The sequence below is a fragment of the Cellulomonas sp. P4_H12 genome (assembly GCF_056400905.1).
Map to the genome: position 1 here is coordinate 1 of NZ_JBFUKJ010000021.1, position 23,886 is coordinate 23,886.

The 23,886-nt window shown below is 71.9% G+C and carries 27 protein-coding genes; 9 read left to right on the forward strand and 18 right to left on the reverse strand.

Translation table 11 applies throughout. The features are described 5' to 3' along the window. Nucleotides 1-273 precede the first annotated feature (273 nt). From AC1DQC_RS13000 to AC1DQC_RS13010, 3 genes are read left to right on the forward strand one after another with little or no spacing between them, the layout of a single operon-like run. Complete coding sequence (locus AC1DQC_RS13000; protein ID WP_477051660.1) at nt 274-669, forward strand: MerR family transcriptional regulator; 396 nt, start codon at nt 274-276, stop codon at nt 667-669. A gap of 35 nt (nt 670-704) precedes the next feature. Then, the gene (locus tag AC1DQC_RS13005; protein WP_477051661.1) at nt 705-1,103 is read left to right on the forward strand and encodes a ribosomal maturation YjgA family protein; all 399 of its coding nucleotides are present in this window, start codon (nt 705-707) and stop codon (nt 1,101-1,103) included. Between the two features lie 29 nt (nt 1,104-1,132). Then, nucleotides 1,133-1,870 (forward strand): MIP/aquaporin family protein, encoded by a 738-nt coding sequence (locus AC1DQC_RS13010; protein WP_477051662.1) that lies wholly within the window; start codon nt 1,133-1,135, stop codon nt 1,868-1,870. Between the two features lie 3 nt (nt 1,871-1,873). On the opposite strand, the gene AC1DQC_RS13015 is transcribed toward AC1DQC_RS13010, so the two are convergent. Genes AC1DQC_RS13015 through AC1DQC_RS13025 form a run of 3 tightly spaced genes read right to left on the reverse strand, consistent with a single transcriptional unit; the run spans nt 1,874 to nt 3,916 of the window. Then, a complete protein-coding gene (locus AC1DQC_RS13015) occupies nt 1,874-2,314 on the reverse strand; it encodes a nitroreductase family deazaflavin-dependent oxidoreductase (RefSeq protein WP_477051663.1) in 441 nt (146 codons plus the stop codon). A gap of 5 nt (nt 2,315-2,319) precedes the next feature. Then, nucleotides 2,320-2,505, reverse strand: a complete 186-nt coding sequence (locus AC1DQC_RS13020) for an antitoxin (RefSeq protein ID WP_477051664.1) — start codon at nt 2,503-2,505, stop codon at nt 2,320-2,322. Nucleotides 2,506-2,530: 25 nt separating this feature from the next. Beyond that, nucleotides 2,531-3,916: an MFS transporter gene (locus tag AC1DQC_RS13025; RefSeq protein WP_477051665.1), complete on the reverse strand. Its 1,386-nt coding sequence runs from the start codon at nt 3,914-3,916 to the stop codon at nt 2,531-2,533. 151 nt (nt 3,917-4,067) lie between these two features. Here AC1DQC_RS13025 and AC1DQC_RS13030 point away from each other — a divergent pair, with 151 nt between their 5' ends. Next, the gene (locus AC1DQC_RS13030) at nt 4,068-5,348 is read left to right on the forward strand and encodes an alpha/beta fold hydrolase (RefSeq protein ID WP_477051666.1); all 1,281 of its coding nucleotides are present in this window, start codon (nt 4,068-4,070) and stop codon (nt 5,346-5,348) included. On the opposite strand, the gene AC1DQC_RS13035 is transcribed toward AC1DQC_RS13030, so the two are convergent. The 4 genes from AC1DQC_RS13035 to AC1DQC_RS13050 all read right to left on the reverse strand — a co-directional run bounded on the left by AC1DQC_RS13035 (nt 5,345) and on the right by AC1DQC_RS13050 (nt 9,002). Continuing rightward, on the reverse strand, nt 5,345-5,779 hold the full coding sequence (locus AC1DQC_RS13035; RefSeq protein ID WP_477051667.1) for a hypothetical protein: 435 nt from the start codon (nt 5,777-5,779) through the stop codon (nt 5,345-5,347). The genes AC1DQC_RS13030 and AC1DQC_RS13035 overlap by 4 nt on opposite strands. Before the next feature lie 93 nt (nt 5,780-5,872). After that, on the reverse strand, nt 5,873-6,439 hold the full coding sequence (locus AC1DQC_RS13040; RefSeq protein ID WP_477051668.1) for a dihydrofolate reductase family protein: 567 nt from the start codon (nt 6,437-6,439) through the stop codon (nt 5,873-5,875). Between the two features lie 71 nt (nt 6,440-6,510). After that, entirely contained in the window at nt 6,511-7,539 is a 1,029-nt protein-coding gene (locus AC1DQC_RS13045) for an LLM class flavin-dependent oxidoreductase (RefSeq protein WP_477051669.1), read from the reverse strand. A gap of 53 nt (nt 7,540-7,592) precedes the next feature. Then, nucleotides 7,593-9,002, reverse strand: a complete 1,410-nt coding sequence (locus AC1DQC_RS13050; protein ID WP_477051670.1) for a glucose-6-phosphate dehydrogenase — start codon at nt 9,000-9,002, stop codon at nt 7,593-7,595. 95 nt (nt 9,003-9,097) lie between these two features. On the opposite strand from AC1DQC_RS13050, the gene AC1DQC_RS13055 reads away from it, so the two are divergent. Continuing rightward, nucleotides 9,098-9,862, forward strand: coding sequence for a DUF429 domain-containing protein (locus AC1DQC_RS13055; RefSeq protein ID WP_477051671.1), 765 nt, complete (start codon nt 9,098-9,100; stop codon nt 9,860-9,862). A 5-nt stretch (nt 9,863-9,867) separates the two neighbouring features. Here the strand turns inward: AC1DQC_RS13055 and AC1DQC_RS13060 are convergent, their stop codons facing one another. The 4 genes from AC1DQC_RS13060 to AC1DQC_RS13075 form a co-directional block, all read right to left on the reverse strand. After that, complete coding sequence (locus AC1DQC_RS13060) at nt 9,868-11,157, reverse strand: glycosyltransferase (protein ID WP_477051672.1); 1,290 nt, start codon at nt 11,155-11,157, stop codon at nt 9,868-9,870. A gap of 13 nt (nt 11,158-11,170) precedes the next feature. Then, on the reverse strand, nt 11,171-13,390 hold the full coding sequence (locus tag AC1DQC_RS13065) for a glycoside hydrolase domain-containing protein (protein ID WP_477051673.1): 2,220 nt from the start codon (nt 13,388-13,390) through the stop codon (nt 11,171-11,173). A gap of 133 nt (nt 13,391-13,523) precedes the next feature. Continuing rightward, a complete protein-coding gene (locus AC1DQC_RS13070; RefSeq protein ID WP_477051674.1) occupies nt 13,524-14,222 on the reverse strand; it encodes an HNH endonuclease in 699 nt (232 codons plus the stop codon). Between the two features lie 243 nt (nt 14,223-14,465). Further along, entirely contained in the window at nt 14,466-15,317 is an 852-nt protein-coding gene (locus AC1DQC_RS13075; RefSeq protein WP_477051675.1) for a nuclease-related domain-containing protein, read from the reverse strand. Between the two features lie 171 nt (nt 15,318-15,488). Here AC1DQC_RS13075 and AC1DQC_RS13080 point away from each other — a divergent pair, with 171 nt between their 5' ends. Continuing rightward, a complete protein-coding gene (locus AC1DQC_RS13080; RefSeq protein WP_477051676.1) occupies nt 15,489-16,967 on the forward strand; it encodes an MFS transporter in 1,479 nt (492 codons plus the stop codon). A 4-nt stretch (nt 16,968-16,971) separates the two neighbouring features. Here the strand turns inward: AC1DQC_RS13080 and AC1DQC_RS13085 are convergent, their stop codons facing one another. The 3 genes from AC1DQC_RS13085 to AC1DQC_RS13095 are packed head-to-tail and all read right to left on the reverse strand — an operon-like array spanning nt 16,972 to nt 18,685. Continuing rightward, nucleotides 16,972-17,355, reverse strand: a complete 384-nt coding sequence (locus AC1DQC_RS13085) for a DUF6188 family protein (protein WP_477051677.1) — start codon at nt 17,353-17,355, stop codon at nt 16,972-16,974. Nucleotides 17,356-17,357: 2 nt separating this feature from the next. Continuing rightward, nucleotides 17,358-18,419 (reverse strand): WXG100 family type VII secretion target, encoded by a 1,062-nt coding sequence (locus AC1DQC_RS13090; protein WP_477051678.1) that lies wholly within the window; start codon nt 18,417-18,419, stop codon nt 17,358-17,360. Then, on the reverse strand, nt 18,416-18,685 hold the full coding sequence (locus AC1DQC_RS13095; protein ID WP_477051679.1) for a hypothetical protein: 270 nt from the start codon (nt 18,683-18,685) through the stop codon (nt 18,416-18,418). The genes AC1DQC_RS13090 and AC1DQC_RS13095 overlap by 4 nt, the downstream gene beginning before the upstream one ends. A 167-nt stretch (nt 18,686-18,852) precedes the next feature. Here AC1DQC_RS13095 and AC1DQC_RS13100 point away from each other — a divergent pair, with 167 nt between their 5' ends. Together AC1DQC_RS13100 and AC1DQC_RS13105 are read left to right on the forward strand one after the other, a co-directional pair. Then, entirely contained in the window at nt 18,853-19,179 is a 327-nt protein-coding gene (locus AC1DQC_RS13100; RefSeq protein WP_477051680.1) for a hypothetical protein, read from the forward strand. A 47-nt stretch (nt 19,180-19,226) separates the two neighbouring features. Further along, the gene (locus tag AC1DQC_RS13105; protein WP_477051681.1) at nt 19,227-19,604 is read left to right on the forward strand and encodes an SseB family protein; all 378 of its coding nucleotides are present in this window, start codon (nt 19,227-19,229) and stop codon (nt 19,602-19,604) included. Nucleotides 19,605-19,622: 18 nt separating this feature from the next. Here the strand turns inward: AC1DQC_RS13105 and AC1DQC_RS13110 are convergent, their stop codons facing one another. The 4 genes from AC1DQC_RS13110 to AC1DQC_RS13125 all read right to left on the reverse strand — a co-directional run bounded on the left by AC1DQC_RS13110 (nt 19,623) and on the right by AC1DQC_RS13125 (nt 23,000). Beyond that, nucleotides 19,623-20,408 (reverse strand): zinc ribbon domain-containing protein, encoded by a 786-nt coding sequence (locus AC1DQC_RS13110; RefSeq protein ID WP_477051682.1) that lies wholly within the window; start codon nt 20,406-20,408, stop codon nt 19,623-19,625. 146 nt (nt 20,409-20,554) lie between these two features. Then, nucleotides 20,555-21,238: a GNAT family N-acetyltransferase gene (locus AC1DQC_RS13115; protein WP_477051683.1), complete on the reverse strand. Its 684-nt coding sequence runs from the start codon at nt 21,236-21,238 to the stop codon at nt 20,555-20,557. After that, on the reverse strand, nt 21,235-22,059 hold the full coding sequence (locus tag AC1DQC_RS13120; protein WP_477051684.1) for an LLM class flavin-dependent oxidoreductase: 825 nt from the start codon (nt 22,057-22,059) through the stop codon (nt 21,235-21,237). Before AC1DQC_RS13120 ends, AC1DQC_RS13115 begins: the two co-directional genes overlap by 4 nt. An 11-nt stretch (nt 22,060-22,070) precedes the next feature. After that, a complete protein-coding gene (locus tag AC1DQC_RS13125) occupies nt 22,071-23,000 on the reverse strand; it encodes an NAD-dependent epimerase/dehydratase family protein (RefSeq protein ID WP_477051685.1) in 930 nt (309 codons plus the stop codon). Between the two features lie 121 nt (nt 23,001-23,121). Here AC1DQC_RS13125 and AC1DQC_RS13130 point away from each other — a divergent pair, with 121 nt between their 5' ends. Beyond that, on the forward strand, nt 23,122-23,850 hold the full coding sequence (locus AC1DQC_RS13130; protein ID WP_477051686.1) for a TetR/AcrR family transcriptional regulator: 729 nt from the start codon (nt 23,122-23,124) through the stop codon (nt 23,848-23,850). Nucleotides 23,851-23,886 lie beyond the last annotated feature (36 nt).

The window sequence follows — 23,886 nt, forward strand, 5'->3', positions numbered from 1 at the left end:
GGCCAGCGCCGACCGGCCGGCCGCGAGGTCGTCGGCGGTGACGGCGTACCGCGCGGCGTCGCGCGCCTGCGCCCACGCGGGAACGCCCGCACCGACGGCGACGCACACCGCCAGCGCGACGAGCCAGGGCCAGGGTCGTCGCCAGGGCGCGGTCCGCTCCACGGCTCCAGGCTGACCGGACCGCCGGGCGGCATCGACGGCCACTGGGGACGGCCGGGGCTGTGGGCGGCTCGGCTTGACTTCGAGCGCACTCGAAGAGCGACCATCGAGACCATGAGCGTCGTCGACGTCGACCGGGTCAGCCTCACCATCGCGGAGGCGGCCGAGGCCACCGGGTTGACCACCCACACCCTGCGCTACTACGAGCGCGACGGCCTGCTGCTCGACGCGGTCGACCGGTCGCCGTCGGGCCACCGCCGCTACGCGGAGCAGGACCTCGGCTGGATCCGCATGCTCACCCGGCTGCGCGGGACCGGCATGCCGATCCGCGAGGTCCGGCAGTACGCGGCGCTCGTCCGGGCCGGCGACGGGAACGAGGAGGAGCGGCTCGCGCTGCTCCGGGCGCACCGCGACCGGGTCCAGCAGCAGCTGGTCGAGGTCGCCGCCCACCTGGACGCCATCGAGCTCAAGATCCACCTCTACGAGCGCACGACCGACACATCGGCCTGACACGACCTCCGCAGGACGGCACGTAGCGTGCTGACGTGCCCGAACGTCGTCGTCACCTGGCTCCTCGCCCCCTCGCCGCGCTCACCGCCGCCGGCCTCGTCGTCGTCGGGCTGATCGTGAGCCGGCTCGACGGGCCGCTGGCCGATCCCGCGGGCGACGCCGTCTACGCCGCGTTCGTGTACGCGCTCCTGGTCGTCGTCGCGCCGCGGGCCCGCCCGGGCGTCGTCGCCGCGATCGCCTTCGGGGTGTGCGCGCTGGTCGAGCTCGCCCAGCTCACCGGGCTGCCGGCGCGGGCCGTCGACGCGGTCCCGGTGGCCCGCTACGCGCTCGGCACCACGTTCGCGGCCGTCGACCTGCTCGCCTACGCGGTGGGTGTCGCGCTCGCGGTGCTCGTGCGGCTGCTCGTGCGGGAGCGGGCGGCTGTGCCACGCTGACGCTCTGAGGACCGACGAGCGGGGGGCCGATGGACCCGTCCTACAGCCTGGGCGTGCGGCTGGCCTGCGAGTTCATCGGCACCGCGATCCTGCTCATCCTGGGCAACGGCACGGTCGCGAACGTGCACCTCAAGGGCTCGAAGGGGTACCGCGGCGGGTGGTCGCTGATCGCCATGGGCTACGGGTTCGGCGTGATGATCCCGGCGATCATGTTCGGCGGCATCAGCGGCAACCTGATCAACCCGGCGTTCACGCTGGGCCTCGCGACGTGGGGGCTGTTCCCGTGGTCCGAGGTCGCGCCGTACATCGTCGCGCAGATGCTCGGCGCGATCGCCGGCCAGCTCGCCATCGTCGTGACGCACAAGCCGTACTACGACCAGACCACGGACCCGGAGGACATCCTCGCGACGTTCGCGACGATCAACGCCGCGCACTCGCGGCTGAACGGCTTCCTCAGCGAGCTGCTCGGGTCGGTGATCCTGTTCTCGTGCGCGCTCGCGATCGTGCACTCGCCCCTCACCGCGAACGAGCCGGCCGTGGCGCACCTGGCGCTCGGGTTCCTGGTGTGGGGGCTCGTCGCCGGGCTCGGCGGCCCGACCGGACCGGCGCTCAACCCCGCCCGCGACCTCGGGCCGCGCATGGTGCACGCGGTGCTGCCGCTGAGGAACAAGGGCTCGTCCGAGTGGGACTACGCCTGGGTCCCGGTGGCGGCGCCCATCCTCGGCGGGGTCATCGGCGTCGGCGGCTGGTACCTGCTGCTGGGCTGAGGATCACTCCTCGAGCGGCTCCAGGACGAGCACCGGGATGAGCCGGTCGGTCTTCTTCTGGTACCCGGCGTACGCCGGCCAGACCTGCAGCGCGCGCGACCACCACTCGTCACGCTCGGCGCCGGCCGCCTCGTGCGCGGTGTAGTCCTTGCGCACCGGGCCGTCCTGCAGCTCCACGTGCGGGTGCTCCACCAGGTTGCGGTACCAGGCGGGGTTCTCGGGCGTCCCGCCCTTCGAGGCGACCACCGCGTACCGGCCGTCGTGCTCGACGCGCATGAGGGCGGTCTTGCGGAGCTTGCCGCTGGTCGCGCCGACGGAGGTCAGCACGATCACCGGCTTGCCCTGCAGGGTGTTCGCCTGGGCGCCGGCCGACGCCTCGTAGGCCTCGGCCTGCTTGCGCGCCCAGGCGGAGGTGCTCGGCAGGTACTCGCCGCTCAGGGGCACGGCGACTAGTTCTTCTTCTGGTCGTCGAGGTAGGTCTTCGCCTTGTCGACGACGCTGTCGACGATCGCGTCCTGGTTGCTGCCCGTCCGCGCCTTGACTGCCTCGGCCGCCTTGTCGAGCACGCTCTTCGCCTGGTCCTCGTGCCCGTCGAGCGCGTCCTTCGCCTGCTTGGCCAGGTCCTCGATGCCCATGGTGGATCCCTTCGTCGGTGACGACTCAGTCTGCGTCCCTCTGCTCGGGCTCGCTCGCCGGGGGTGCGCCGTGCTCGACGGTGGTGCGGGGCATGGCCGCGGACGCCGCCACGATCCCCAGCGCCACGACCGCGACGGCCGCGAACGCCACCGTCACGGCGTCGCCGAACTGCGCCGGGTCCTGGGCCGGGCTGTCGCCGGTGAAGAGCGCGTTCACCAGGGCGCCGAGCGCCGCGACGCCCACCGCGCTGCCCATCGACCGCGCGAACAGGTTGGCACCCGTCACCACGCCGCGGTCGCTCCAGCCGACGCTCGACTGCGCGGCGATCAGGCTGGGGGACGCCACCAGGCCCATGCCGGCGCCGGCGACGAAGCAGGCCAGCCCGACCGCGAGCACCGAGGGGTGCAGGGAGGCGACGACGAGCCCCGCGGTGCCGAGCACGACGATGGTGGACCCGATGAGCATGGTGGTGCGGAACCCGAAGCGCAGGTAGAGCCGCCCGGACTGCGACGCGGTGATGGGCCAGCCGATGGTGAGCGCGGCGAGGGTCAGGCCGGAGGTCAGCGGCGAGACGTCGAGCAGGGCCTCGAGGAACGACGGCACGTACGACGTCAGCCCGATGAGCACGACCCCGACGCCGACCGCCACCAGCGCGGAGGCCCGGAGCAGGCGTCGGGAGAACACCCACAGCGGAAGCACGGGCTCCGCGGCGCGCTGCTCGACGCGGACGAACCAGACGAGCAGCAGGGCGCCGACGACGAACGCGCCGATGCTCGGCACGGACAGCCACTCCCACGCCTTGCCGCCCTCGAGCAGCGCGAGGATCAGCAGGCTCATCGCGGTGGTCAGCAGCGCGCCGCCGGCCCAGTCGATGCGGTGCCGGGTGCGCTCGAGGTTCTCGTGCAGGTGGCGGACCAGCAGCCAGGCGGCCGCGAGGCACAGCGGGATGTTGACGAAGAAGATCCAGTTCCAGCTGAGGAACTCCGAGAACACCCCGCCGAGCGTGGGGCCGACCACCGAGGAGATCGCCCACACGCTCGCGATGTAGCCCTGCGCCTTGGCCCGCTCGGCGACCGTGTAGATGTCGCCCGCGATCGTGATCGCCATCGGCTGCACGGCCCCGGCGCCCAGCCCCTGCACGGCGCGGAACGCGATGAGCGCGGGCATGCTCCACGCGAACCCGCAGAGCACCGAGCCGAGCAGGAACAGGCCGATGCCCAGCAGGATGACCGGCTTGCGGCCGACCGTGTCCGCGAGCTTGGAGTAGATGGGCACGCTCACCGCCTGCGTGAGCAGGTAGACGGAGAACAGCCACGGGAAGCTGGTGAACCCGCCCAGGTCGGCGACGATGGTCGGGACCGCGGTGGCCAGGATCGTCGCGTCGATGGCGACCAGGCCGGTGGTCACCATGATCGCGATGAGGATCGGGCCGCGCTCGGAGCGGAAGCCGACGCCGGTGCCCTCGGCGGTGCGTGCGGTAGTCAGGATGGACCTCCTTGTATGGCACCCAGCATGCGCGGCCCTCGACCGTGGCGCACGGCCGGGCCTTAGTCTGGCGAGCATGTCCGACAGCTACGCGATGACCGGGTTCGCCGTCCGGGACCACCGGGTTCGGGTGCCCGTCGACTGGTCGGCGCCGGACCGGTTCGGCTCGATCGACGTGTTCGCGCGCGAGCTGGTGGACCCGGAGAAGGCGTCCGACGACCTGCCGCTCCTGCTGTTCCTGCAGGGCGGCCCCGGGCACCACGGGCCTCGACCGCTGGGCGGCGGCTGGATCGCGACGGCGCTCGAGCGGTACCGCGTCATCCTGCTGGACCAGCGCGGCACCGGGCGGTCGTCACCGGTGGACGGGCGCGTGATCGCGGGGTTCGACGACGCGGCCACGGCCGCCGACTACCTCGCGTGCTTCCGCGGCGACGCGATCGTGGCCGACGCCGAGCACCTGCGCGCGACCGTCTACGGCGGGCGCCGGTGGGCGACGCTCGGGCAGTCGTACGGCGGCTTCCTCACGCTGATGTACCTGTCCCGCCACCCCGAGGCGCTGACCCGGTGCTACGTCACGGGCGGGCTGCCGCCGGCCACGGTCACCGCCGAGGAGGTCTACGCCGCGACCTACCGGCGGCAGGCGGCACGCAACCGGGAGCTCGCGCGCCTCCACCCGTCGGACGTGCCGCTGCTCGGCGAGATCGCGGACCGGCTGGGCTCGGTGGCGCTGCCGACCGGCGAGCCGCTGACCGTGCAGCGCCTGCAGCAGCTGGGGCAGCCGCTCGGCATGAGCACCGGCGTCGACGAGGTGCACTGGCTGCTGGACAGGGCGCTCGCGACGGACGGGTCGCTCTCGGACGCCTTCCTCGCGGGCGTCGTGCGCACGACGGGCTTCGACGACGGCCCGCTGTACGCCGTGCTCCAGGAGGTCATCTACCACCAGGGGACCCGGGAGCCGGGCTGGGCCGCGCAGACCGAGCACGACCGGTGGCCGTCGTTCGCCGCCGACGCGCGTCCGCTGCAGCTCACCGGCGAGGCCGTGTTCCCGTGGATGTACGAGCAGCACCGCGCGCTGCGCCCGTTCCGGGGGGCCGCCGAGGAGCTGGCGGGGCGCACGCAGTGGCCCGCGCTGTACGACCTCGACCGGCTCGCGGCCAACGAGGTGCCGGTGGCGGCCGTCCAGTACTACGACGACCCGTACGTGGACCTCGACCTCGCGCTGGTGACCTCCGTCGGCAACCTGCAGGTCTGGATCACGAACGAGCACCTGCACGACGGGCTGCGCGTGGCGGGCGACGCGATCCTGCCGCGGCTGTTCGACCTCGCCGCCGGGAAGGCGCGCGTCACCGGTCGCTAGCTCGGGGTCGGCTCGTGGCCCGCGCGGCCGTGGGTGCGGTTCTCCTCCTTGAGCCGGGCCTCGTACACGTGCCGACGACCGCCCATGAGCTCGTCGCGGACGCGCCGCTCGGCCGCCTCGAACACCCGGTAGTAGTCGGCGTCGTACTCCTCGACCACCTGGAACGTCCACCGCCCGTGGAGCACGTTGCGGCCGACGAGCTCCGCGCGCAGCTCGTCGGCGAGGTCCTCGTGGCCGGCCGCCGCCAGCTGGTCGAGGGCGTCGGCCAGCTCGTTGTCCGCGCGTCCGGTCAGCCGGTGGAAGGCGTAGAGCATGCCGCGCGCGTGCTCGACCACCTCGAACGCCGCCGTGAGCGCACCGACGGCGTCGACGACCGCCTCGGACGTGCCGTCGGGTGGTCGGTGGGCGTCGTCGCGCTCGTCGTCGGCCATGGCTCGATCGTCGTCGCGAACCTCGGGCCGCGCACGACGAACCCGACATGGGTGCCGTCCCCGGAGGTCGAGGCGGCACCCAGGTCGGGTTCGTCAGGGGGCTGAGGTGCGCACTCGGTACCGCGAGTGCACGACGCCCCCGTCGAACCGGCGGGTGTCCAGGAGCTCCAGGTCGAGACGCACGGAGTCCGGTAGCGCCCGCGTCCCGCCGCCGACGACGACCGGGTGCGCGAACAGCAGGACCTCGTCGACGAGCCCGGCGCGCAGCGCTGCCGCCGCCAGCCCGGGACCGCCGACCGACAGGTCCCGGTCGGCCGCCGCCGTCCACGAGCGCACCGCCTCCGGCTCGAACGTCCGCTCGAGCCGGGTCCGCGCGGTGCTCACCGCGTCGAGGGTGCGCGAGAACACCACCTTGTCGGCCGCCTGCCAGACGCTTGCGTAGTCGCGCTCCACCGCCGACTCGTCGGCGCCGCCCGCCGTCTCCCAGTACCGCATGACCTCGTACATCCGCCGGCCGTACAGGTGCGTGCCGACCTCACGCTCGAGGTCGTTGACGTACTGGTGCAGGTCCGGCGCGGGTTCCGCCCAGTCGAAGCCGCCGTCCGCGTCGTTGACGTAGCCGTCGAGCGAGGTGATCGCGGTGTAGAGGAGCTTGGCCATGGGGACCAGCATGCCGAGGATGCGGCGGGGGGCGCGCGGTGGTTGCTCGACGTCGGTCTCGCCGGCTGGCCTCAGGCGGGGGTCCAGCCCAGTCGCGGTGCGATCGACGTCGCGACGTTCTCGAGGATGCGTCGACTCATCGCGTGCGTGGCGTTCGCGGGCAGGACGATGTCCAGGCCGGTCGCCTCGCGGAGCGCGACGTCGGCCTGGAGGCTCGCCACGACCTCGTCGGGGCTGCCGTGGTGCGTCGGGCTGAACACCCCGAACCCGGTGCCGGCGGGTGGGCGACCGGTGTCGTCGAAGCGCGCGGCGTACCAGGCGATGTACTCGGCGAAGAGCTCGTCGTCCTCGGGTGTGACGCTCGGAAGGACGATGCGTCCGGCGACGGCGCGGGGCGTTCGGCCGGGCACGTCGAACGCCGCTTTGTACGCCAGGATCTGGTCGCGCTGCGTCTCCTCGAACGAACGGCCGTCGTCCTCGCTGTTCAGGGTCGAGACGAGCAGGTCCATGCCCTGCTCTGCGGTGCGGACGGCGGTCGATCTCGAGCCCGGGCCGTACCAGACCCGGTCGGCGAGGCCCGGGCTGTGCGGGCGGACGATCAGGTCGGTGCCGGGCGGTGCGATCGGGAAGCCGCCTTCGGGGGCGACTGCGACCGGTTCGCCCGCCAAGGCGGCGCGGAGGCGTGCGATCCGGTGCTGCGACTCGTCGTCGAACGACCTCTCGCCGGCGCCGTAGACGCCGTCGAGCAGCGACGCCGACGGCTTGATCCCGCCCGCCACACCCAGCTCGAGCCGGCCGCCCGAGAGCAGGTCGACCGTCGCGGCGTCCTCGGCGACCGCGATGGGGTCGGCGTAGCGCATCGGCAGGACCGCGGTGCCGAAGCGGATGCGCGCGGTCGCCTGGCCGATCGCGGCGAAGAGCGGGAAGGGCGACGACAAGAACTTCTCGAGGTGGCGCACGCGCACCCAGCCGATGTCGTAGCCGAGGTCCTCGGCGAACCGGAAGAGGTCGATCGCGTCACGCAGCGACCGGCCGGCGTCCGCCGGGTCGTCGTAGGGGACGAACGTGAGGAAGCTGAGCTCGAGGCGAGGGGCGGTCACGCGCGCATCGTACGAGCGCTGCGTGCGGGCGATGACATGCGATCGCCGTTGTCTCAGTCGCCGAGCGCCCAGCCGTGGGGCTCGGCCAGGCGATCGGCGGCCTCTGGCCCCCACGACCCGACCGCGTAGGGCTCGGGCGCGGGCCGGTCGTCGCCGAGCAGCGGCGCGAACGCGATCCAGGCCGCTTCGAGCCCGGCGGGCGTCGTGAACAGCGTCCGGTCGCCGGCGAGCACGTCCTCGAGCAGGCCGGCGTACGGCGGCAGCGGGTCGCCGGGCTCGACGTCGGCGAGCTCCAGGTCGGCGGTGCCGGTGCCCAGCGAGAGCTCCGGACCGGGGCGCTTGACGGTCGTCGTCACCTTGATCTCGCCCGATCCCGCGAGCGAGATGATCACGCGGTTCGGGCCGACGGGGGAGCCGAAGAGCTCGTCGGGGGTGCGCAGCACCAGCGTCACCTGCTGCGCCGACCCACCCATGCGCTTACCGGTCCGCAGCAGGAACGGGACACCCTCCCACCGGTCGGTGTCCACCCAGAGGCGCGCGGCGACGAACGTGTCGGTGGTCGAGTCGTCGGGAACCCCGTCGATGTCGCGGTACCCCTCGAACTGGCCGAGCACCACGTCGTGCTGGGGATCGAGAGGTCGGAAGTGCGTGATGACGTCCTCGCGCGCGCCGGCCAGCCCGGCGGCGTCGAGCCGGCGCGGCGGTTCCATGGCCACCTCCGCGGCAACCTGGAACAGGTGCGTGGCCAGCATGTCGAGCGCGGCACCGGTCGCGTCGTAGAACTCGGCCCGCTGGGCAACGTCGAGCGTCTCCGGCACGTCGATCTGGACCTGGGCGACGTGGCGCCGGTTCCACACCCCGCCGAACAGCTCGTTCGCGAAGCGCAGCACGTGCAGGTTCTGCGTCGCCTCCTTGCCGAGGAAGTGGTCGATGCGGAAGACCTGCTCCTCGTCGAACGCCTCGTGGACCGTGGCATCGAGCTCCCGGAACGTCTCGAGCGAGGTGCCGTACGGCTTCTCGTAGACCACGCGGACGCCGGCGGTCAGCCCGGCCTTGTCGAGCGCGCGGGTGATCGGGGCGAACGACGACGGCGGCACCGCGAGGTAGTGCACGACGAGGACGTCCCCGCCGTCCTCCGCCAGGACCTTCCGCAACCGGTCGAGCTCACCCGGCAGCTTGTCGGCGCTGTCGTCCTCGCTGACGTCACCGCAGTACGCGGTGTGCTCCGTCAGCTCGGGCACACCCTGCGCCGCTTCATCGTCGCCGTGCGCGTTCACCGCTTCGCGCAGCAGCTGGTCGAACTCCTTCGACGAGATCGGCGTGCGTCCCGTGCCGAGCAGGGCCCACCGGTCCGGCAGCAGGCCGCGGCTCTGCAGGACGGCGAGAGCGGGCAGCACCATCCGCTTGGCCAGGTCGCCGCGGGCACCGTGCAGGACGAAGATCAGGGGCTCGTTGGGTGCCATCGGGTGCGGTCCTCACGACGGGGGCAGAGAGTCCGACGGTACGTTTCGCGCGCCGGGAGCGCGCGGGGAGATGTCGACGATGCGGGAGGCGCTGGGTGGTCCGGTACATCGGGATCGATCTGGCATGGGCTGCCAAGGCACGGACGGGGATGGCAGCGCTCGACGAGTCCGGGCGCCTCGTCGCGTCGGGCGCGGTCGTCACCGACGACGAGATCGCGGCGTTCGTGTCGGCTCACGCGCCCGGCACCGTGGTCGCCGCGATCGATGCCCCGCTCATCGTGCCCAACGTCAGCGGGTCCCGCGTCGCGGAGCGCCTGATCACTCAAGAGTTCGGCCCGTTCAACGCCGGGGCGTATCCCTCGAACCGCTCGCGGACGATCTTCGACCCACCCCGCGGCGAGACGTTGTGCGAGCGCTTCGGTTGGGACCGCGACCCGGGCACGCCCGCCGGGACGGCTTCGGTCGCCATCGAGGTCTACCCCCACCCGGCCATGGTCGTGCTGTTCGCGCTGGCTACCGTCCTGCCGTACAAGGCCAGACGAGGCCGCGGGCTGGAGAGCCTTCGAAGCGCCTTCGGTCTGCTTCTCGACAACATGGAACGCGTGTGCGATGAGCCGCTGGCGCTCTCCACCTCCGCTCGGTGGGCCCAGATCCGGGACGCCGTCGGGTCCGCCGAGCGGATCGCGGACCTCGGCCGGGTCGAGGACGAGGTCGACGCGGTGCTGTGCGCGTATCTCGCGTGGCTCTGGGGGACAGGAGATCCGAGCATGCGCGTCCTCGGCGACGTCGAGAGCGGCTACATCGTCGTGCCGGGACGCGCGTCGGTGCCGGCGGTTCGCGCCCGGCGGCTCGGTCGCTGAACCGCCTACCCGACGGGCGTCGGCACCCGCTGCACCTCGGTCACGCGGGCGAGGATCGCGTCCAGCACGGCGCCGCGGTCGAACTGCAGCGCGTGCAGGCGGGCGCGGGTCTCCCAGTCGGCGCGCTCGTCGGGAGACATCGCGAGCACGCGGTCCAGGGCGGCCGCGATGGCGCCGGGGGACTCGACCGGGACGACGAGAGCGGTGTCGCCGACGGCCTCGCCGATGCCTCCGGTGTCGGTGGTGATCACCGGGCCGCCGCCGGCGAGCATCTTCTCGGCCAGCGCGATGCCGAAGGTCTCGACGAACTCCGGGCGCGGCTTGCTCGGCAGGACGTAGGCGGCGGAGGCGGCCATCAGGTGGGCCTTCTCGTCGTCGTCGACGTCGTCGAAGAACACGATGCGGTCGGCGGCACTCGACGCGGCGGCGATCTCCTGGAGGCGTGTCGCGTCGGGCCCGTTGCCGGCGATGACCAGGCGCAGGGCGTCGGACGCGCGGCTGGCGGCGAAGCCGGCGATGAGGTCGTCGACACCCTTCGCGTGGGCGAGTCGGGAGAGGAACAGGACGTAGCCGTCGGCCGTCAGACCGCGCGAGCCCAGGACCCCCGCGGTGACGGCCGGGTCGAGGTTCAGGTAGGACGCCACGTCGATGGCCGGGTAGGACACGGAGACGCGCTCGCGGCACTGGGCGGCGAACGTCGTGCCGTGCTTGGCGTCGATGGCGGCGGCCTCGGCGATGATCAGCTCGCGCGTGTAGTCGCTGACCGCCAGGCACACGTCGTGCTCGAGGTAGCTGGACAGCACGTGCGCCGCGGCGCCGAACTCGTCCTTCTCGACGCACGCCCGCACGACGTTGGTGACGTCGGACCCGACGGCCTCGGCGACGGTGGTCACGTTGACGGGCAGGCCCGTGCGGCGCGCGACGTGCACGGCGTCGGCGACGGCGAGGGAGTGCGGGCTCAGGTACAGCGACATGGCGACCGTCGGGACGCCGTCGGTGAACAGCTCCACCAGCCTGCCGACGATCCCGGCCAGCCAGCGTCCGTCGGGGACCTTGTAGTCGCCGACGGGCTCGGGGCGTTCCACCGTGATGCCCGGCGAGTACGGCAGCACCCCGTCGAGCGGCTTGAGCGGGAGACCGGTCTGCTCGAGCCGGTCGAGCGGCCAGGTGACGATGCGGACGTCGTCGAAACCCCGCTGGAGGGCAGCCTCCGCGAGGTTGCGGGCCTCGCCCGAGTGCCCGCAGATGACCGGGTCGGCTCGGACGACGATGACGAGGCGGCGCTGAGTGGTCACGTCGACTCCTTGATCAGCGCCGCAGCGCGGTGGTCGGGGGGTTCGTGCTGACGGAGGGCGGCCGGACGGTGGTGCCCCAGTCGCTGGGCTCCGGGCCGAGCGTCAGATGGAGGCGGCCGCCGCGGTGGAGCTCCGTGCCGGTGAGCCAGGTGCGGTCGAGACGCTCGCCGTCGAGGTGGACGGACTGTACGTACTGGACCGGGCCGCCAGGTGTCGGCTCGGTGAACCCTGAGGTCTCGACGGTGAGGTTGCGGTCGCCGACGTCGATCGACGACTCCCGCCAGGCCGGCGCGCTGAGCAGGAACAGGTTCTGACCGGCGACGGGGAAGAGCCCCAGCGACGCCCACACGAACCACGACGAGAGGCCACCCGAGTCGTCGTTGCCCGGCATGCCCCCACGTCCGGTGCCGAACTGGTTCTGCACGATCGCCTGCACCACCTCGGCGGTCCGGTCGGGCCGGCCGGCGTAGTGGTAGGACCACGGCGCCTCCATGTCGGGCTCGTTGTTGAGGCCCTCGAACCGGTTGAGGGCGTAGCCCGCCGCCATCTCCTCGATGCCCGGCCGGATCCCGGGTTGGACCACGGGCGGCGCGCCGAGCCCGAAGAACTCGTCGAGCTGGGCGACGAAGGCGTCGTCGCCACCCGAGAGCTTGATCCGCGCCGCCATGTCGTGCAGCAGCCGGAACGAGTAGTTCCAGCGACCGCCCTCGTAGTACGTGGAGTCCTCGAGCAGGCCCGTCGACTCGTCGAACGCGTTGATCCAGCGCGCGGCCAGCGGAGCGAACTGGTCGACGAGCGCCGGGTCACCCACGTGCGCCGCGATCTGCGACGTGCACCAGTACCCGAACGCCAGGTCGAGCGTGTGGCTGATCGGGTGCACCTTGCCGCGCAGCAGGAAGTCCTCGCCGTACGTCCGGCGCAGGTCGTTGTGCATGTGCACCAGCGCCCAGTCCCAGTCCATGCCGGGCAGCCCGAGCTGGCACAGGTCGGACAGGAAGGTGTGCGCGAGTGCGGACGCCTGTCGGCTGAACTGGTCCGCGCCGCGCGCCATCCGGTACCCGATGGGGAGGTTGCCCTCCTCCTCGGAGATGTAGAGGAGCGCGTTCGCCAGCTCCACCGCCTTCTCCGGCAGCAACGTGGTGAGCAGCGGCAGCTGGGTCCGGTAGATGTCCCACATGGTTGCGATGTCGAACGCGAACGGGCCGTTGGCCGGCCAGAACGGGGACTCGTCCGGTGCCAGGCACGGCTTGATCAGGGAGTGGTAGAGCGCCGTCGAGAAGATGGTCTGCTTGTCCTTCGACGGGGTGTCGACGCGGATCTTGCCGAGGGCCGACTGCCACTCCTCGGCCGTCGCCGCCCGCCGGGACGCGAAGCTCGACGGCCCGGGCCCGCACTCGCGCTCGAGGTTCTCCCGGGCCTGGTCGACGCCGCGCAACGAGAACCCGAACCGCAGCTCCACCACCTGCCCGGGCTCCGACGGCCCCGCCCACATCAGCCCGAACGGTCGCAGGGTCGTCGGCCGGATGCGGTCGAAGTCGAGCCGCGTGCCGCCCGGCATGAGCCGGCGGTCGTACCAGAGCATCTGCCGCCAGCGCGGGTCGTTGCACTCCACGTGGATGGCCAGCGGCGCACCCTCGACGACGATCTCGCCCTGCGCGACGCCCGGGCTGAGCGAGTGCAGGTGCGCCCGGAGCGGCACGGTCCGGCCGTGCGGGATGGTCAGCCCGCCCAGCGAGAAGTCGATGACGAGCCGCGCGTCGCGGTGCGCGGGGAACGTGTACCGGTGGACGGCGCTCTTCGGGCCGACCGTGATCTCCGCGCGGATGCCGCTCTCAAGGGTCGCCGCGTAGTAGCCGGGCTCGGCGTCCTCGTCGACGATGTCCCAGAGCTGCCCGAGGTCGTCCAGCGGCTGCAGCATCGGCGTGACGCGGAAGTAGTTGTAGTACTTGCGGATAGCGCCGGTACCGGACTGCTGGAAGTGCGTGAAGCCGCTGGCCACCTGCCGGTCGTGCATCTCCGTCGGGAGGCCCTCGGTGCCCAGGTCGTAACGGCCGTAACCGGTCGGGTACGCGCCGCTGTACGCGCACGCGCTGACCATGCCGAGCGGGTACGTGGCGCCCGGGTGCGTGTTCCCCACCTGCGGCTTCGGCCACCACCACGTCGTCGCGAGGCCCTCTTGCGCGGGCAGGCTCGTGGCTTCCGTGCCGATGAAGGGGTCGACGCGTTCGAACATCGGGCCGCTCCTCGCGCTCGTCCTCGGGGGTCACAGGGTCGCGTGCGGGCGACGACTGCGTCCATGCCTCGTTGGGGGGACGGTACGGCGGGAGTGTTGCGGGCGGATTTCGGGGAGCCGCGCCAGGTGAACGTCAGCGCGCCTGAGTGAATCGGTCCCAGCGCCAAGCCAGCAGATCTCGATCGGGGTGGTCGGCCTTCCGTCGCGGCAGCGTCAGCCGCCGCCCGTGCATGGCCTGAATCCCGTGCTGCAGCATGGGCCCGTCCACCTCTGCCAGAACGTCCGTCGCGATCTGGATGTCGAGGTCCGGAGTGATGCCGAGCATGTTCTGGTCATACGCGGCGTGGTGGATCTTGCAGAGAGCCAGCCCGTTCGGGGTCGTAGGCACACCCAGCACCTCCGAGTCCGGAACGATGTGCGCGGCGTCGAGCAGGGCTCCGTGCTTGAGCGTGCACACGGCGCACCGCGTCTCGTAGGCAAGCAGTACTCGCGTGCGGAACGCCGGCTGGTGCAGCCGCTGTTTCGCCAGCCGCAGGGCGTACTCACGCTGGCGTACGTCGAGCGTGCGCAAGTCACCCATGAAGCGAAAAGCCTCGTCGAGCGCGATCAGGAACGTGCGCTTCTCGGGGAAGTCGTCGACGACGTAGACGGGCATCACCGGCGTGTAGTAGTTCGCGATCTCCTTGCGGAAGAGGATGACGGGCATACCCGTCTCGATCGCGGCTCTCATCTTCTTGTTGTCGCCGCTGAATTCGTCGCCGGCACGATAGGCATAGTGGAGCAGTCCGTCTTCGGACTCGGTGTCGTCGTACGGCCCTGAGGCGGATGCCACGATTGCGAGAGTCGACGCGAAGCTCGCCGGATTCCGGATTCCCCGCGAGAAGTCGATGATCGGGAGGTCCCGCCCGTCGATCTGAAGCCCAGCAGCTCCTGGCGGTGAAGAAATCCTCCATTCGCCTCGGCACGTTCCTGGACCCATTCCATGATCCGCACTCGTAATGCGGCCTCAATCGCGGTGTCCATCTGGTGAGCTCACCAGCTGGCACGTTCAACCGCAAGGCCCAGTCGTGCGAGGCTAATTGCCCGTCAGATGTGGGAGCAGGTTCAGAACGAGGAAGAGCCCCACGCCAACAAGTGCAACCCGGAGTAGGGCGGCGCGGGCTGCCTTCTGCTGGCGTCGAGCCGCGGCGGCTCGACGCTGCTCTGCGCCTCGCCGAGGACGGTCATTGCGAGTCGCGCCCTGCGCAGACCGCTTCCGGTTCCGCCCGGKGGGCCGAGATGGTGCCGCCAAGCCCGGACTCGTCGCTCCGCCGAGGTGCCCCTGCAGGAAGCGTCCGATGTCCGCCACGTCGAAGGGCGACAAGCGGGGCGGGAGGCTGGCAAGAAGTGCCGGGAGCTGCGCCCGACCCACCACGGTCACGCCCCAGGGGAAGCTGGTGGGTTCGAGATCTTGGCTCGCGAGGCACACGACGCCGCGTACTGCCGACCGGTGGTTGGGCGCGAGTTGCGCAACCAGGTCCGCCACAGCGGTCGCCACGGACTCGACTTGGCTCGTTCGGTCGTACCCGTTCTGACGAAGCCGACCGTCGACAGCCGTGACATCCCCTGACCAGTTCTTCGCATCCACGAGGACCACCCCGCCGGGCCCCAGTGCGACGTGGTCGAGGTTCGCTTTCGGCCTTCCCGGCCAGTGGAGATCATGCAGAGCCGTCCAGCCGTAACGATTCACGCTCTCGAGCGCGACGGCGACGAGACGCTCACCCTCCGCGCCCGCCGACCACGCGCGCTGGTCTCGCTGGGCGCGCGCCAGCTGAGCCTGAACCGCGGCGTCCAGCGCTGTTCCGCGCTCTTGTTCGGCGCGCAGCTGGGCCACACGTCGAGCTCGACGGGTCGCCTGTTCTTCGGCGCCGAAGCCTGCCTCGCCCATTGCACCTCCGCTGCTCCTTCGGCGGTCCGGGCGTCGCACTTGAGGAGTTCCGTCGTCAACGAGGGCGCTGCGCGTTCCGGTCGCCCCGATTGCGGCCGCGCTCAACCGGGGGGAGCGTTGGCGACGACGTCCGTACAAGCCGCGTCAGGACCCTCCCGAAGGACAGACCCCATGGCGGAAGCGTCCAGGACACCCACCTACCAAACCCCCGCCGTTCCACGCAGTGCGTGGAATGCGCTCATCGTCCTCATGGCCGGCATGTTCATGGCCCTGCTGGACACGACGATCGTCAATGTCGCACTGCCGACGATCCGCGACAGCCTCGATGCGTCGGAGGCGACGCTCAGCTGGATCATCAGCGGCTATGCGCTCGCGTTCGGCATCGCGCTGATCCCCGCCGGGCGGATCGGTGACCGCATCGGCCACAAGTGGGTGTTCTTCACCGGGCTGCTGCTGTTCACGGTGGCCAGCCTGTTCTGCGGGCTCGCGCAGACGAGCTTCCAGCTCATCGTCGCGCGCGTGGTGCAGGGCTTGGCGGGCGGCATGTTCGTGCCCGGGGTCACCGCGATGATCCAGCTGCTCTTCCAGCCCGCGGTGCGCGGCAAGGCGTTCGCGATCATGGGGTCGGTCATCGGGGTCTCGACGGCGCTCGGGCCGATCCTCGGTGGGCTGATCATCGAGGCGTTCGGCGACGAGAACGGCTGGCGACTCGTGTTCTGGGTCAACATCCCGATCGGGATCATCGCGCTGATCGCCGCCGCGAGGATCCTGCCGTCGGGTTCGGAAGGGCACGCCAAGGAGGGTTACGACCTCGTCGGGCTCGTGCTGCTGACGGCCGGGCTGGTCGCCCTGCTCGTGCCGTTGATCGAGGGGCAGGACAAGGGCTGGCCGCCGTGGACCTTCATCACGCTGGCGGCCGGCGTGCTGCTGATCGTGGCGTTCGCCCTGTGGGAGCTGCGGATCGTCGACCAGAACCCGATGGTGCCGCCGCACCTGTTCTCGCACCCGCAGTTCACGGGCGGGACGATCCTCGCGCTGGTCTACTTCGCCGCGTTCACGAGCATCTTCTTCACCATCTCGCTGCTCTGGCAGGCCGGGCTGGGGCACACCGCGCTCGAGTCCGGCGTGGTCGGTGTGCCGTTCGCCATCGGCAGCATCCTCGGGGCATCGCAGAGCAACCGGCTGTCGCAGCGGCTGGGCCGGACCGTGCTCGTCGTGGGCACCGCGATGGTCTGCATCGGGTTGGTCTGGGTGTGGCTGGTGCTCCGGATCGAACCGGCGCAGGACCTGGCCAACTGGGACCTGCTCGTGCCGTTGTTCGTCGCGGGTGTCGGCAGCGGTCTGTTCATCGCGCCGAACGTCCAGTTCATCGTCGCGACCGTCGACCGGTCCGAGGCCGGCTCCGCCAGCGGCGTGATCAGCGTGATGCAGCGCGTCGGCTCGGCCATCGGCATCGCCGTCATCGGCAGCGTCCTGTTCGGCACGCTGCACATCACGAGCCGCGATCCCGCGCAGATCCAGCAGGCGTTCGTCGACAGCGCCGCGCACGCGATGGCGGTCAGCGCCGCGCTGTCGATCGTCGCGTTCGCGCTCGTCTTTGTGCTGCCGCGGAAGGTGAACGCGCACGGCGGTCCGCCGCCGACCGAGTAGTAGCTCAAGCAGGATCTGGCAGGCCGAACGTGGCGATCTCGCCGCCGGGCAGGCAGATGTACTGGACCCCGTCGGGAGCGACCGCGCCCCATGCCTCGTAGTCGGGGGACGGCTCAACGCTGAGGCTGGTGCCGTCCGTGAATGTCACGGAAAGCGTTCCGGTCGAGCTCGCGGTCGCCGCGGCGACCGTCAGGCCGGACAAGAAGTCAAATGTCGCAACACCCGAAAGGTCGCTGGCGCCCAGGTGCACCAGTTCCGAGCTCGCACCGGCACGTTCGAGGAGCACGGCGTTCTCGAGTGCGAAGGTCCCGCGAGGCAGACCGTTCAGGCGCAAGGTGAAGTCGATCGCAACCTCGGTCACGAGGAAGCCGTCGAACGCGAGGTCCATGGTCACCAGTTCTCGGGAAGTGGATAGGTGCCGCGCGAGTCCATGGGGAGGTGGGACTCGGCGGAGGTACCGGGTTTGCCGTCGATACCGAGCGGCTGCTGGTTGCCGTTCGTCATGCGAACGTACCCATCGGGATAGCGATCGGTCGGCTCCATGTGGCGAAACTGCCACGCATTGCCGCCGGCGTCGAACGAGTCTGGCTCCTGCCAGACCCATCCCCGGTCATTGGCCGCGCGGAACTTGATCCACCCAGGGTTTGCTCCCAGCGGTGGGTTTGAGTCCGCCACGCCGATGTGGCCGCGGGCGTTCGTGACCCGCTCGCCCTCCGGCAGCCGGTCCAGCGTGGACACCGGCTCGTCGGCGGCGTGCTGCATGAGCGAGCCGGCGGCACCCGTGACGAGAACGGCGCCCAGGCCGAGCAGCGCGGCGGAGGCGATGTTGATCGGGACGCCGGCGACGGCGCCGACGCCGGTGGCGTCGAGAGCGAGTCCGCCGACCTCTCCTCCTGCGCCCAGCTGGAGCAGGACCATGCCTCCGACGAGGGCGGCGACGTCCTCGGGATGCTGACCGGCGGCGTGCCCGACGGAGAGCAGTGTGTTGGCGGCGCCGATCCCGGCGTTCGCGCCGGCTCGCCAGGCGTGGGACCACCAGTCCCCGACGTCGTCGGCCCACGTCGGGGTCTGCGGCGCCCAGGAGGTGGCCTCGTCGATCCTCCGGGCGGCGTCGTCGCCGGAGCTGGTGACCTGATCGCGGGCGTCGGCGAGGATCTCGGCAGCCTCGAGGCGCAACCGGTCGCCATCGGGCCAGGTTGACGCCAGCGCGAGCAGCTGGTCGGCGTGGCGCGCGCGGGCGTCGGCCCACGCGACGGTGTCGGCGTGCCGGTCCAGGGCGTCGGCCGCGACGGTCATGGCGTCGGCGGCGCGGAACCAGCGCGCGGGCTCTGCGGCGAACCGGTCGCGGAAGGCGTCGGCGGCGGAACCGCTCCAGCCGTCGGTGCACGCGGCGCGCAGCTGCTGGCCGGCGTCCTCGTAGGAGGCGGACCGGGTCCGGAGGTCGCTGATCACCGGAGCCCCAGCAGTCGTTCTGCGACGAGGTGGTCGGTCGCGCGCGTCGACGCCACGACGTCGCGGAGAGCCGCGCCCGCGGCCGAGGCGTCGGCGATGAGGACCTGACCGCCCCGGTTCCACGCCGCACCGAAGCGAACGAGAGCCGCGTCGAGGCGGTCGTGGCCGACGGGCTCCACGAGTACGGACCCGGCGAGCTCGGCGACGGCGTCCAGGCGCCCTGCTACCGAGAGCAGCTCGTCGGTATCGAGCTCGAAGCCCTCCATGGATCCCCCTCGTTCGTCAACCAGCGGGACGGTAGCGACGGATCGACGCGCGCCGCGGGAGCCCTGTGGACAACTCGACCGCCGGACGTCATCCGGTCGTCGGGTGCTCGTCACTCCCGCGCTACGTCGGCAGGGTCGGATGGGCATCGTCGACGAGAGGACCGACCATGGCCGCCACGCTCACCACGCCCCGCCTCCACGACGCAGCCGACGACCACCAGCCGCAGGTCGGCTCCACGGTCTGGGCCGTCGTGCACCCGATCGGACCGGCGCCGGACGGCCCTGACGACCGCTGGGTCCTGGTGATGGGCGAGGTCATGGGCGTCCGGCTGGACACGCCGGGCTGGCCCAACGGTCAGGTGTGGTCGAGCGAGGAGCTGTGCCGGCAGCACGCGTGGTCGCGGCACGTGCTGGGGCGTCGGCACCACACCGGCTTCGAGGTGCGGCGCCTCGAGGTCGTGACGCCGACGCTGTTCCGGCTCGCCGCGTCCTGAACCGCCGGTAGCGTGAGCCTCGCCCGCAACGACGAGGGAGCACGCACATGAAGGACTTCGACCAGGCGCTGAGCACGGCGGCTCCCGGCACGATCGACGGCGCCAAGCTGCTGACGCGGTTCGCCTACGAGCCGCTGGCGGTGCCGAGCGGCGGGCCGGTCGGCGAGCACTTCGAGGGCTTCATCCCGGCGATCCTCGACCGCGACGGCGTGCACCACCTGGTCGTGTTCTCGTCGGCGCAGCGGTTCCACGACGAGGGACGCGTGGGGGGCGAGGCGGTCACGATGCCGGTGCGCGAGGTGCTGCTGCGGATGCCCGCGGAGGTGGGCATCGTGGTCAACCCAGGCAGCTCGCAGGGCTTCGAGCTGGGGCCGGACGTCGTCGCGACGTTGCGCGACGAGCTTGCCCGGCCCCACGACGAGTGAGCCGTCCCGACGAACGGGCTACGGCTTGACGGTCGCCAGGAACGTCGCGGCCTGCGTGAGGTCGTCGAAGTCGTCGCCCGCCAGGTCGACCAGCAGGTCGTTGCTCCACAGGGCGAGGCGCCCGATGGTGAGCTGCTCCTTGGCGACCTCGGGCAGCGCGAGACCGTAGACGCGCTTCGCGATCTCACGCTTGCCGCCGCGCGCGGCGCCGTACGTCCAGATCGGCAGGTAGCTGTCAGGTGCCATCGCGTGCAGCACGCGGGTCAGTGCCGGCTCCTTGAAGCCGGTCATCCCGAGGCCGCCCTGGCCCAGGATCAGGCGGGTCAGCCGGTCCGGGAGGGGCACCGTCTCGGGCCCGTACAGCAGGTAGCGGATGGTGTTGCGCGTCCGAGCCGAGGCCTCGTGCTCGCCCATCTTGTCCCACGCCCGGTTGAACGACGCCGTGGTGGCGTTGGTCGCGCCGGGGGTCTCGTTGACGAACGCCTTGAGGTCCCGCGGCTCGCAGCCCGTGATCTCCTCGCGGCTGAACACCCGCTGGTAGTGCGACCAGTCGTGCCCCGGCTCGGTCGGAGCCGCGGTCGCCGCCAGCGCCTTGACCTGCTCGAGACGGGCCGGGTCGACGGCCGTGCGGTCGGGGAACCGCGCCTGCAGGTCGGCCGACGACGAGGGCAGCGGAGCCGCCGTCTTCGCCTCCCCGCGCGTCCACTGGTGGTCACAGGCCGTGCAGCGAACGGTGCGACGATCGTCCGCCAGCCGTTCGACGAGCTCGAGCTCTCCGGATCTACAGACCGGGCATGTCAGCATGGCGCTCCTTCGTGTCTAAGGAGAGTGTGACGCACCCACGGACCCTCCAGGTCCCGTACGCAGGCGGCGGTTGCCCATGCGGGGCGTCATCGCCCGCTGACCTGCGACGATGCACGGTGTGACCTTGCGCGACCAGTTCCGGCCGGTCACGCCGGCAGGTGCAGCCACCACGTGATGCCGGTGCCGATGCGCCGCAGCCCGCACCTCTCGTACAGCGCCAGCCCCGCCGGGGTCGAGTTGAGCACGACCTGCTGGGCACCGGCCGACGCGGCCGCGGCGCACACAGCCTGCATCAAGGCGGTACCGAGGCCCCGCCGCCGGAACCCTTCCCACACCGCGACGTCGAAAACCCCCGCCAGGTCGCCGACGAGGTGCGACCACGCCCGACCGGCCAGCCGACCGTCCTCGTGCGCCGCCGCGTGCCAGGCCCGGGGTGGTCGGAGCCGGGCCATCGCGAGCTCCGCCGCGTACGCGTCGTCGTCGGTGTGCTCCTGCAGCTCGACCCGGGGATCGGCGTCCAGCCCGAGCTCGGCCGGCCCCGCCATCCACCACGGCGACCAGCCTCGCTCGAACCCCGCGGCAGCCAGCGGGCCGGGGTCGACGTCGAGGCCCAACCAGGCGCCGACGATGGTCGTGCCCGTCGCACGCGCCCGCTCCACGCCCCGGGCGAGCGCCGCCGCGTCGATGACCCGCGGAAACATGAGGTCGCCGTTCGCCCAGACCAGCCCCGCGTCCTCCCAGGCGTCGCCGCCGAGCACCTCCGAGTGCAGCTGGAACCAGCTGGTCTGCACGCGCTCGCAGTCGGCGACCGTCACGTTCGTGCGCGTCACGTGGGGACCGGACCGCGGCGGATCCGCTCCAGCAACCCGTCCGGCGTGACCGTGTCGAAGTCCCAGTTCGAGTCGATCCACCAGGTGACGCCGGCGGCCTCGAGCGCCTCGACCTTGTCGCGCGCGGCGACGGGGTCCGTGGGCAGCACGCCCTCAGCGACCAGCTCGAACGGCTGGTCGCCGCGCTGCTCGGTCACCCAGTCGCGCACCTTCCGCAGCTCGTCGGGCCGCAACGGGTCGAACCCGTCCTCCCGACGGATCGCGATGACGCCGTCGCGCCCGGCTGCTCGCCGCATCGACCGCGGCGCGAACCACGATCCGATGACCCACACCGGGATGGTGCCGCGCACCGGCCGCGGCTGGAACACGAGGTCGGTCACCTGGTGGAACGTGCCGGAATAGCTGAACGATTCGCCGGTCCACGCGAGGTCGAGGATGGCCAGGGAGTCGTCGAGCAGCGCCGCCCGGTCCACGACGCCGACGTGCTCACCCGACACCCGGCTGTAGCCGCCGTCCTCGATCGCGCCGAGCCCGACCGGGAGCACCAGCCGACCGCCCGAGAGGTGGTCGACGGTCAGCGCCTGGCGGGCCACCTCCCACGGCTTGCGGCGCGGGAGCGAGAAGACCATGGCTCCGAGGGTGAGCCGACTGGTCCGGACCGCCGCGGCGCCGAGGATCGTCCACGGGTCGTAGGTGTCCATGGGCCCGACGCTGATGCCGTCCCAGGCGAAGAACCCGTCCCAGCCCGACTGCTCCGCGGCGACGGCCATCTCGATCGACTGCGCTGCTGACCCGCACGAGGCGGTGACTCCGAACTTCATGCCTGCCGACGCTACGCCCGGCCTCCGACAGCCACGGGTCCTCGCGCGGCGAGCATCTGCTCGACCACCTGGTCCCAGGGCGTCGCGACGACGCCGAGCACGCGCGAGGAGGCCGCGGCGTCCATGACGTACGGCTGCGAGAAGTGCTCGCCGACGGCGACCACCTCGCGGATCAGAGGAGACACCAGTCCCAGGGCGCGGACGACGGGTGCCGGCACCGGCCGGATCCGGGCGGTCGGGGAGAAGCGCGCGCCCAGCTCGCGGAACGTCAGGGGTTCGGCGGTGGGCACGTGCCAGGCGCGGCCCCAGGCGGCGGGCGTGCTGCCGGCTGCGACGAGCGCCCGCGCGAAGTCGGGCAGGTACGTCCAGCTGTGCGGCTGGTCGACGCCGACGATGGGGCGCACGACCTTCCCCGCCAGCAGCGGGTCGACGAAGCGCGGCCCGGCGTGCGCCTGCGCGTCCGCGAGAGGACCCAGGTAGTCGGCGCCGCGCACCTCGGTCGCGCGCAGCTCGCCCGCGCGGTGCCGGCGCTCGGCGTCCCGCCACATCTGCGCGCGGACGGCGCCCTTGGAGTCGGTCGCGTCGAGCGCGCTGTCCTCGGTCATCACGGCGCCGTGCGTGGCGTAGCCGTACAGGTTGCCCGCCGTGACGAGCACCGCGCCGGTGGCCGCGGCGGCGTCGAGCATCGCCGTCATCAGCGGCGGCCAGTCGGTCGCCCACCGGGGGTACGCGGGGCTCGCGCAGTTGTAGAGCACGTCGGCGTCGGCGGCTGCGCGCACCAGCGCGGGGACATCGAGGGCGTCGACAGCGGCATGGGTGATCAGGTCGGAGGAGACCCCACCCGACCGACTGAGCACGAGCACCGGCGTGCCCTGCTCCGCGAGCAGCTGGGCCAGCGTGGAGCCGACGGCTCCCTTCCCGACGACGACGTGGCGCGGCATGGCGTTTCCCTCCGAGAAGTGAGAGCGGTGCTCTCATCTGTGAGCGATGCTCGCACAACTCTGCAGGCGCACGCAAGAGCAGTGCTCACAATCGCGATCGGTGCTCTGGCACACTGGGCCCATGGCCGAGATCAAGACAGCCCGGGAACGGGCCCGCGCCGAGGTGATGTCCGAGCTCCTCGCCGCCGCGCGCGCCCGGCTGGTCAGCGAGGGTGCCGCCGACCTGTCGCTGCGCGCCGTCGCGCGGGACCTCGGAGTCGCGTCGTCGGCGGTCTATCGCTACGTCCCGTCGCGGGACGCGCTGCTCACGCTGCTCATCATCGAGTCGTACGACGCCGTCGGCCTCCTCGCGGAGACGGCCGTCGCCGCGGCGCGCGCAGGCGGCGCCGATCCCGCACGCGCGTGGCTGGAGGTGGCGCGCGCCGTCCGCGGCTGGGCGCTCGAGCAGCCGTACTCGTTCGAGCTGATCTACGGCACCCCCGTGCGCGGCTACCGGGCCCCGGACGACACGATCGCGTCGGCCCTGCGGCTGTGGGGCGTCATCGTCGGCCTCCTCATGCAGGCTGTCGGGGACGGCTCCCTGCGCGCCACCGGCCCCGACTTCGATCCGCAGGGCCGCCTCAGCCCGGAGGTGTTCGCGTTCGCCGGCTGGTCCGACCCGGCGGACGTGCCCGTCGAGATGGTCCGCGCGGCCGCGCGCTCGGCCACCCTGTTCACCTCGCTCGTCGGCGCGATCTCGGTCGAGCTCTTCGGCCACCTGCACCGGGTCGCCGGCGACCCTGCGCTGCTGTTCGACGTCACGATCGCCACCGCGGCCGCCGGGGTCGGCCTGCACGTGCCGCTGGACTGAGCCGGGCTCCGCCGAGCGGGTGACGCCCGGGTGCGC

Coding starts and splice junctions, on each gene's coding strand:
- AC1DQC_RS13105 (WP_477051681.1), top strand. CDS start 19,227: ATGAAGGACTTCGACCAGGCGCTGAGCACGGCGGCTCCCGGCACGATC.
- AC1DQC_RS13095 (WP_477051679.1), bottom strand. CDS start 18,685: ATGGAGGGCTTCGAGCTCGATACCGACGAGCTGCTCTCGGTAGCAGGG.
- AC1DQC_RS13020 (WP_477051664.1), bottom strand. CDS start 2,505: ATGGGCATCGAGGACCTGGCCAAGCAGGCGAAGGACGCGCTCGACGGG.
- AC1DQC_RS13120 (WP_477051684.1), bottom strand. CDS start 22,059: ATGAAGTTCGGAGTCACCGCCTCGTGCGGGTCAGCAGCGCAGTCGATC.
- AC1DQC_RS13110 (WP_477051682.1), bottom strand. CDS start 20,408: ATGCTGACATGCCCGGTCTGTAGATCCGGAGAGCTCGAGCTCGTCGAA.
- AC1DQC_RS13030 (WP_477051666.1), top strand. CDS start 4,068: ATGTCCGACAGCTACGCGATGACCGGGTTCGCCGTCCGGGACCACCGG.
- AC1DQC_RS13050 (WP_477051670.1), bottom strand. CDS start 9,002: ATGGCACCCAACGAGCCCCTGATCTTCGTCCTGCACGGTGCCCGCGGC.
- AC1DQC_RS13125 (WP_477051685.1), bottom strand. CDS start 23,000: ATGCCGCGCCACGTCGTCGTCGGGAAGGGAGCCGTCGGCTCCACGCTG.
- AC1DQC_RS13130 (WP_477051686.1), top strand. CDS start 23,122: ATGGCCGAGATCAAGACAGCCCGGGAACGGGCCCGCGCCGAGGTGATG.
- AC1DQC_RS13040 (WP_477051668.1), bottom strand. CDS start 6,439: ATGGCCAAGCTCCTCTACACCGCGATCACCTCGCTCGACGGCTACGTC.
- AC1DQC_RS13035 (WP_477051667.1), bottom strand. CDS start 5,779: ATGGCCGACGACGAGCGCGACGACGCCCACCGACCACCCGACGGCACG.
- AC1DQC_RS13025 (WP_477051665.1), bottom strand. CDS start 3,916: ATGGTGACCACCGGCCTGGTCGCCATCGACGCGACGATCCTGGCCACC.
- AC1DQC_RS13065 (WP_477051673.1), bottom strand. CDS start 13,390: ATGTTCGAACGCGTCGACCCCTTCATCGGCACGGAAGCCACGAGCCTG.
- AC1DQC_RS13010 (WP_477051662.1), top strand. CDS start 1,133: ATGGACCCGTCCTACAGCCTGGGCGTGCGGCTGGCCTGCGAGTTCATC.
- AC1DQC_RS13080 (WP_477051676.1), top strand. CDS start 15,489: ATGGCGGAAGCGTCCAGGACACCCACCTACCAAACCCCCGCCGTTCCA.
- AC1DQC_RS13000 (WP_477051660.1), top strand. CDS start 274: ATGAGCGTCGTCGACGTCGACCGGGTCAGCCTCACCATCGCGGAGGCG.
- AC1DQC_RS13100 (WP_477051680.1), top strand. CDS start 18,853: ATGGCCGCCACGCTCACCACGCCCCGCCTCCACGACGCAGCCGACGAC.
- AC1DQC_RS13085 (WP_477051677.1), bottom strand. CDS start 17,355: ATGGACCTCGCGTTCGACGGCTTCCTCGTGACCGAGGTTGCGATCGAC.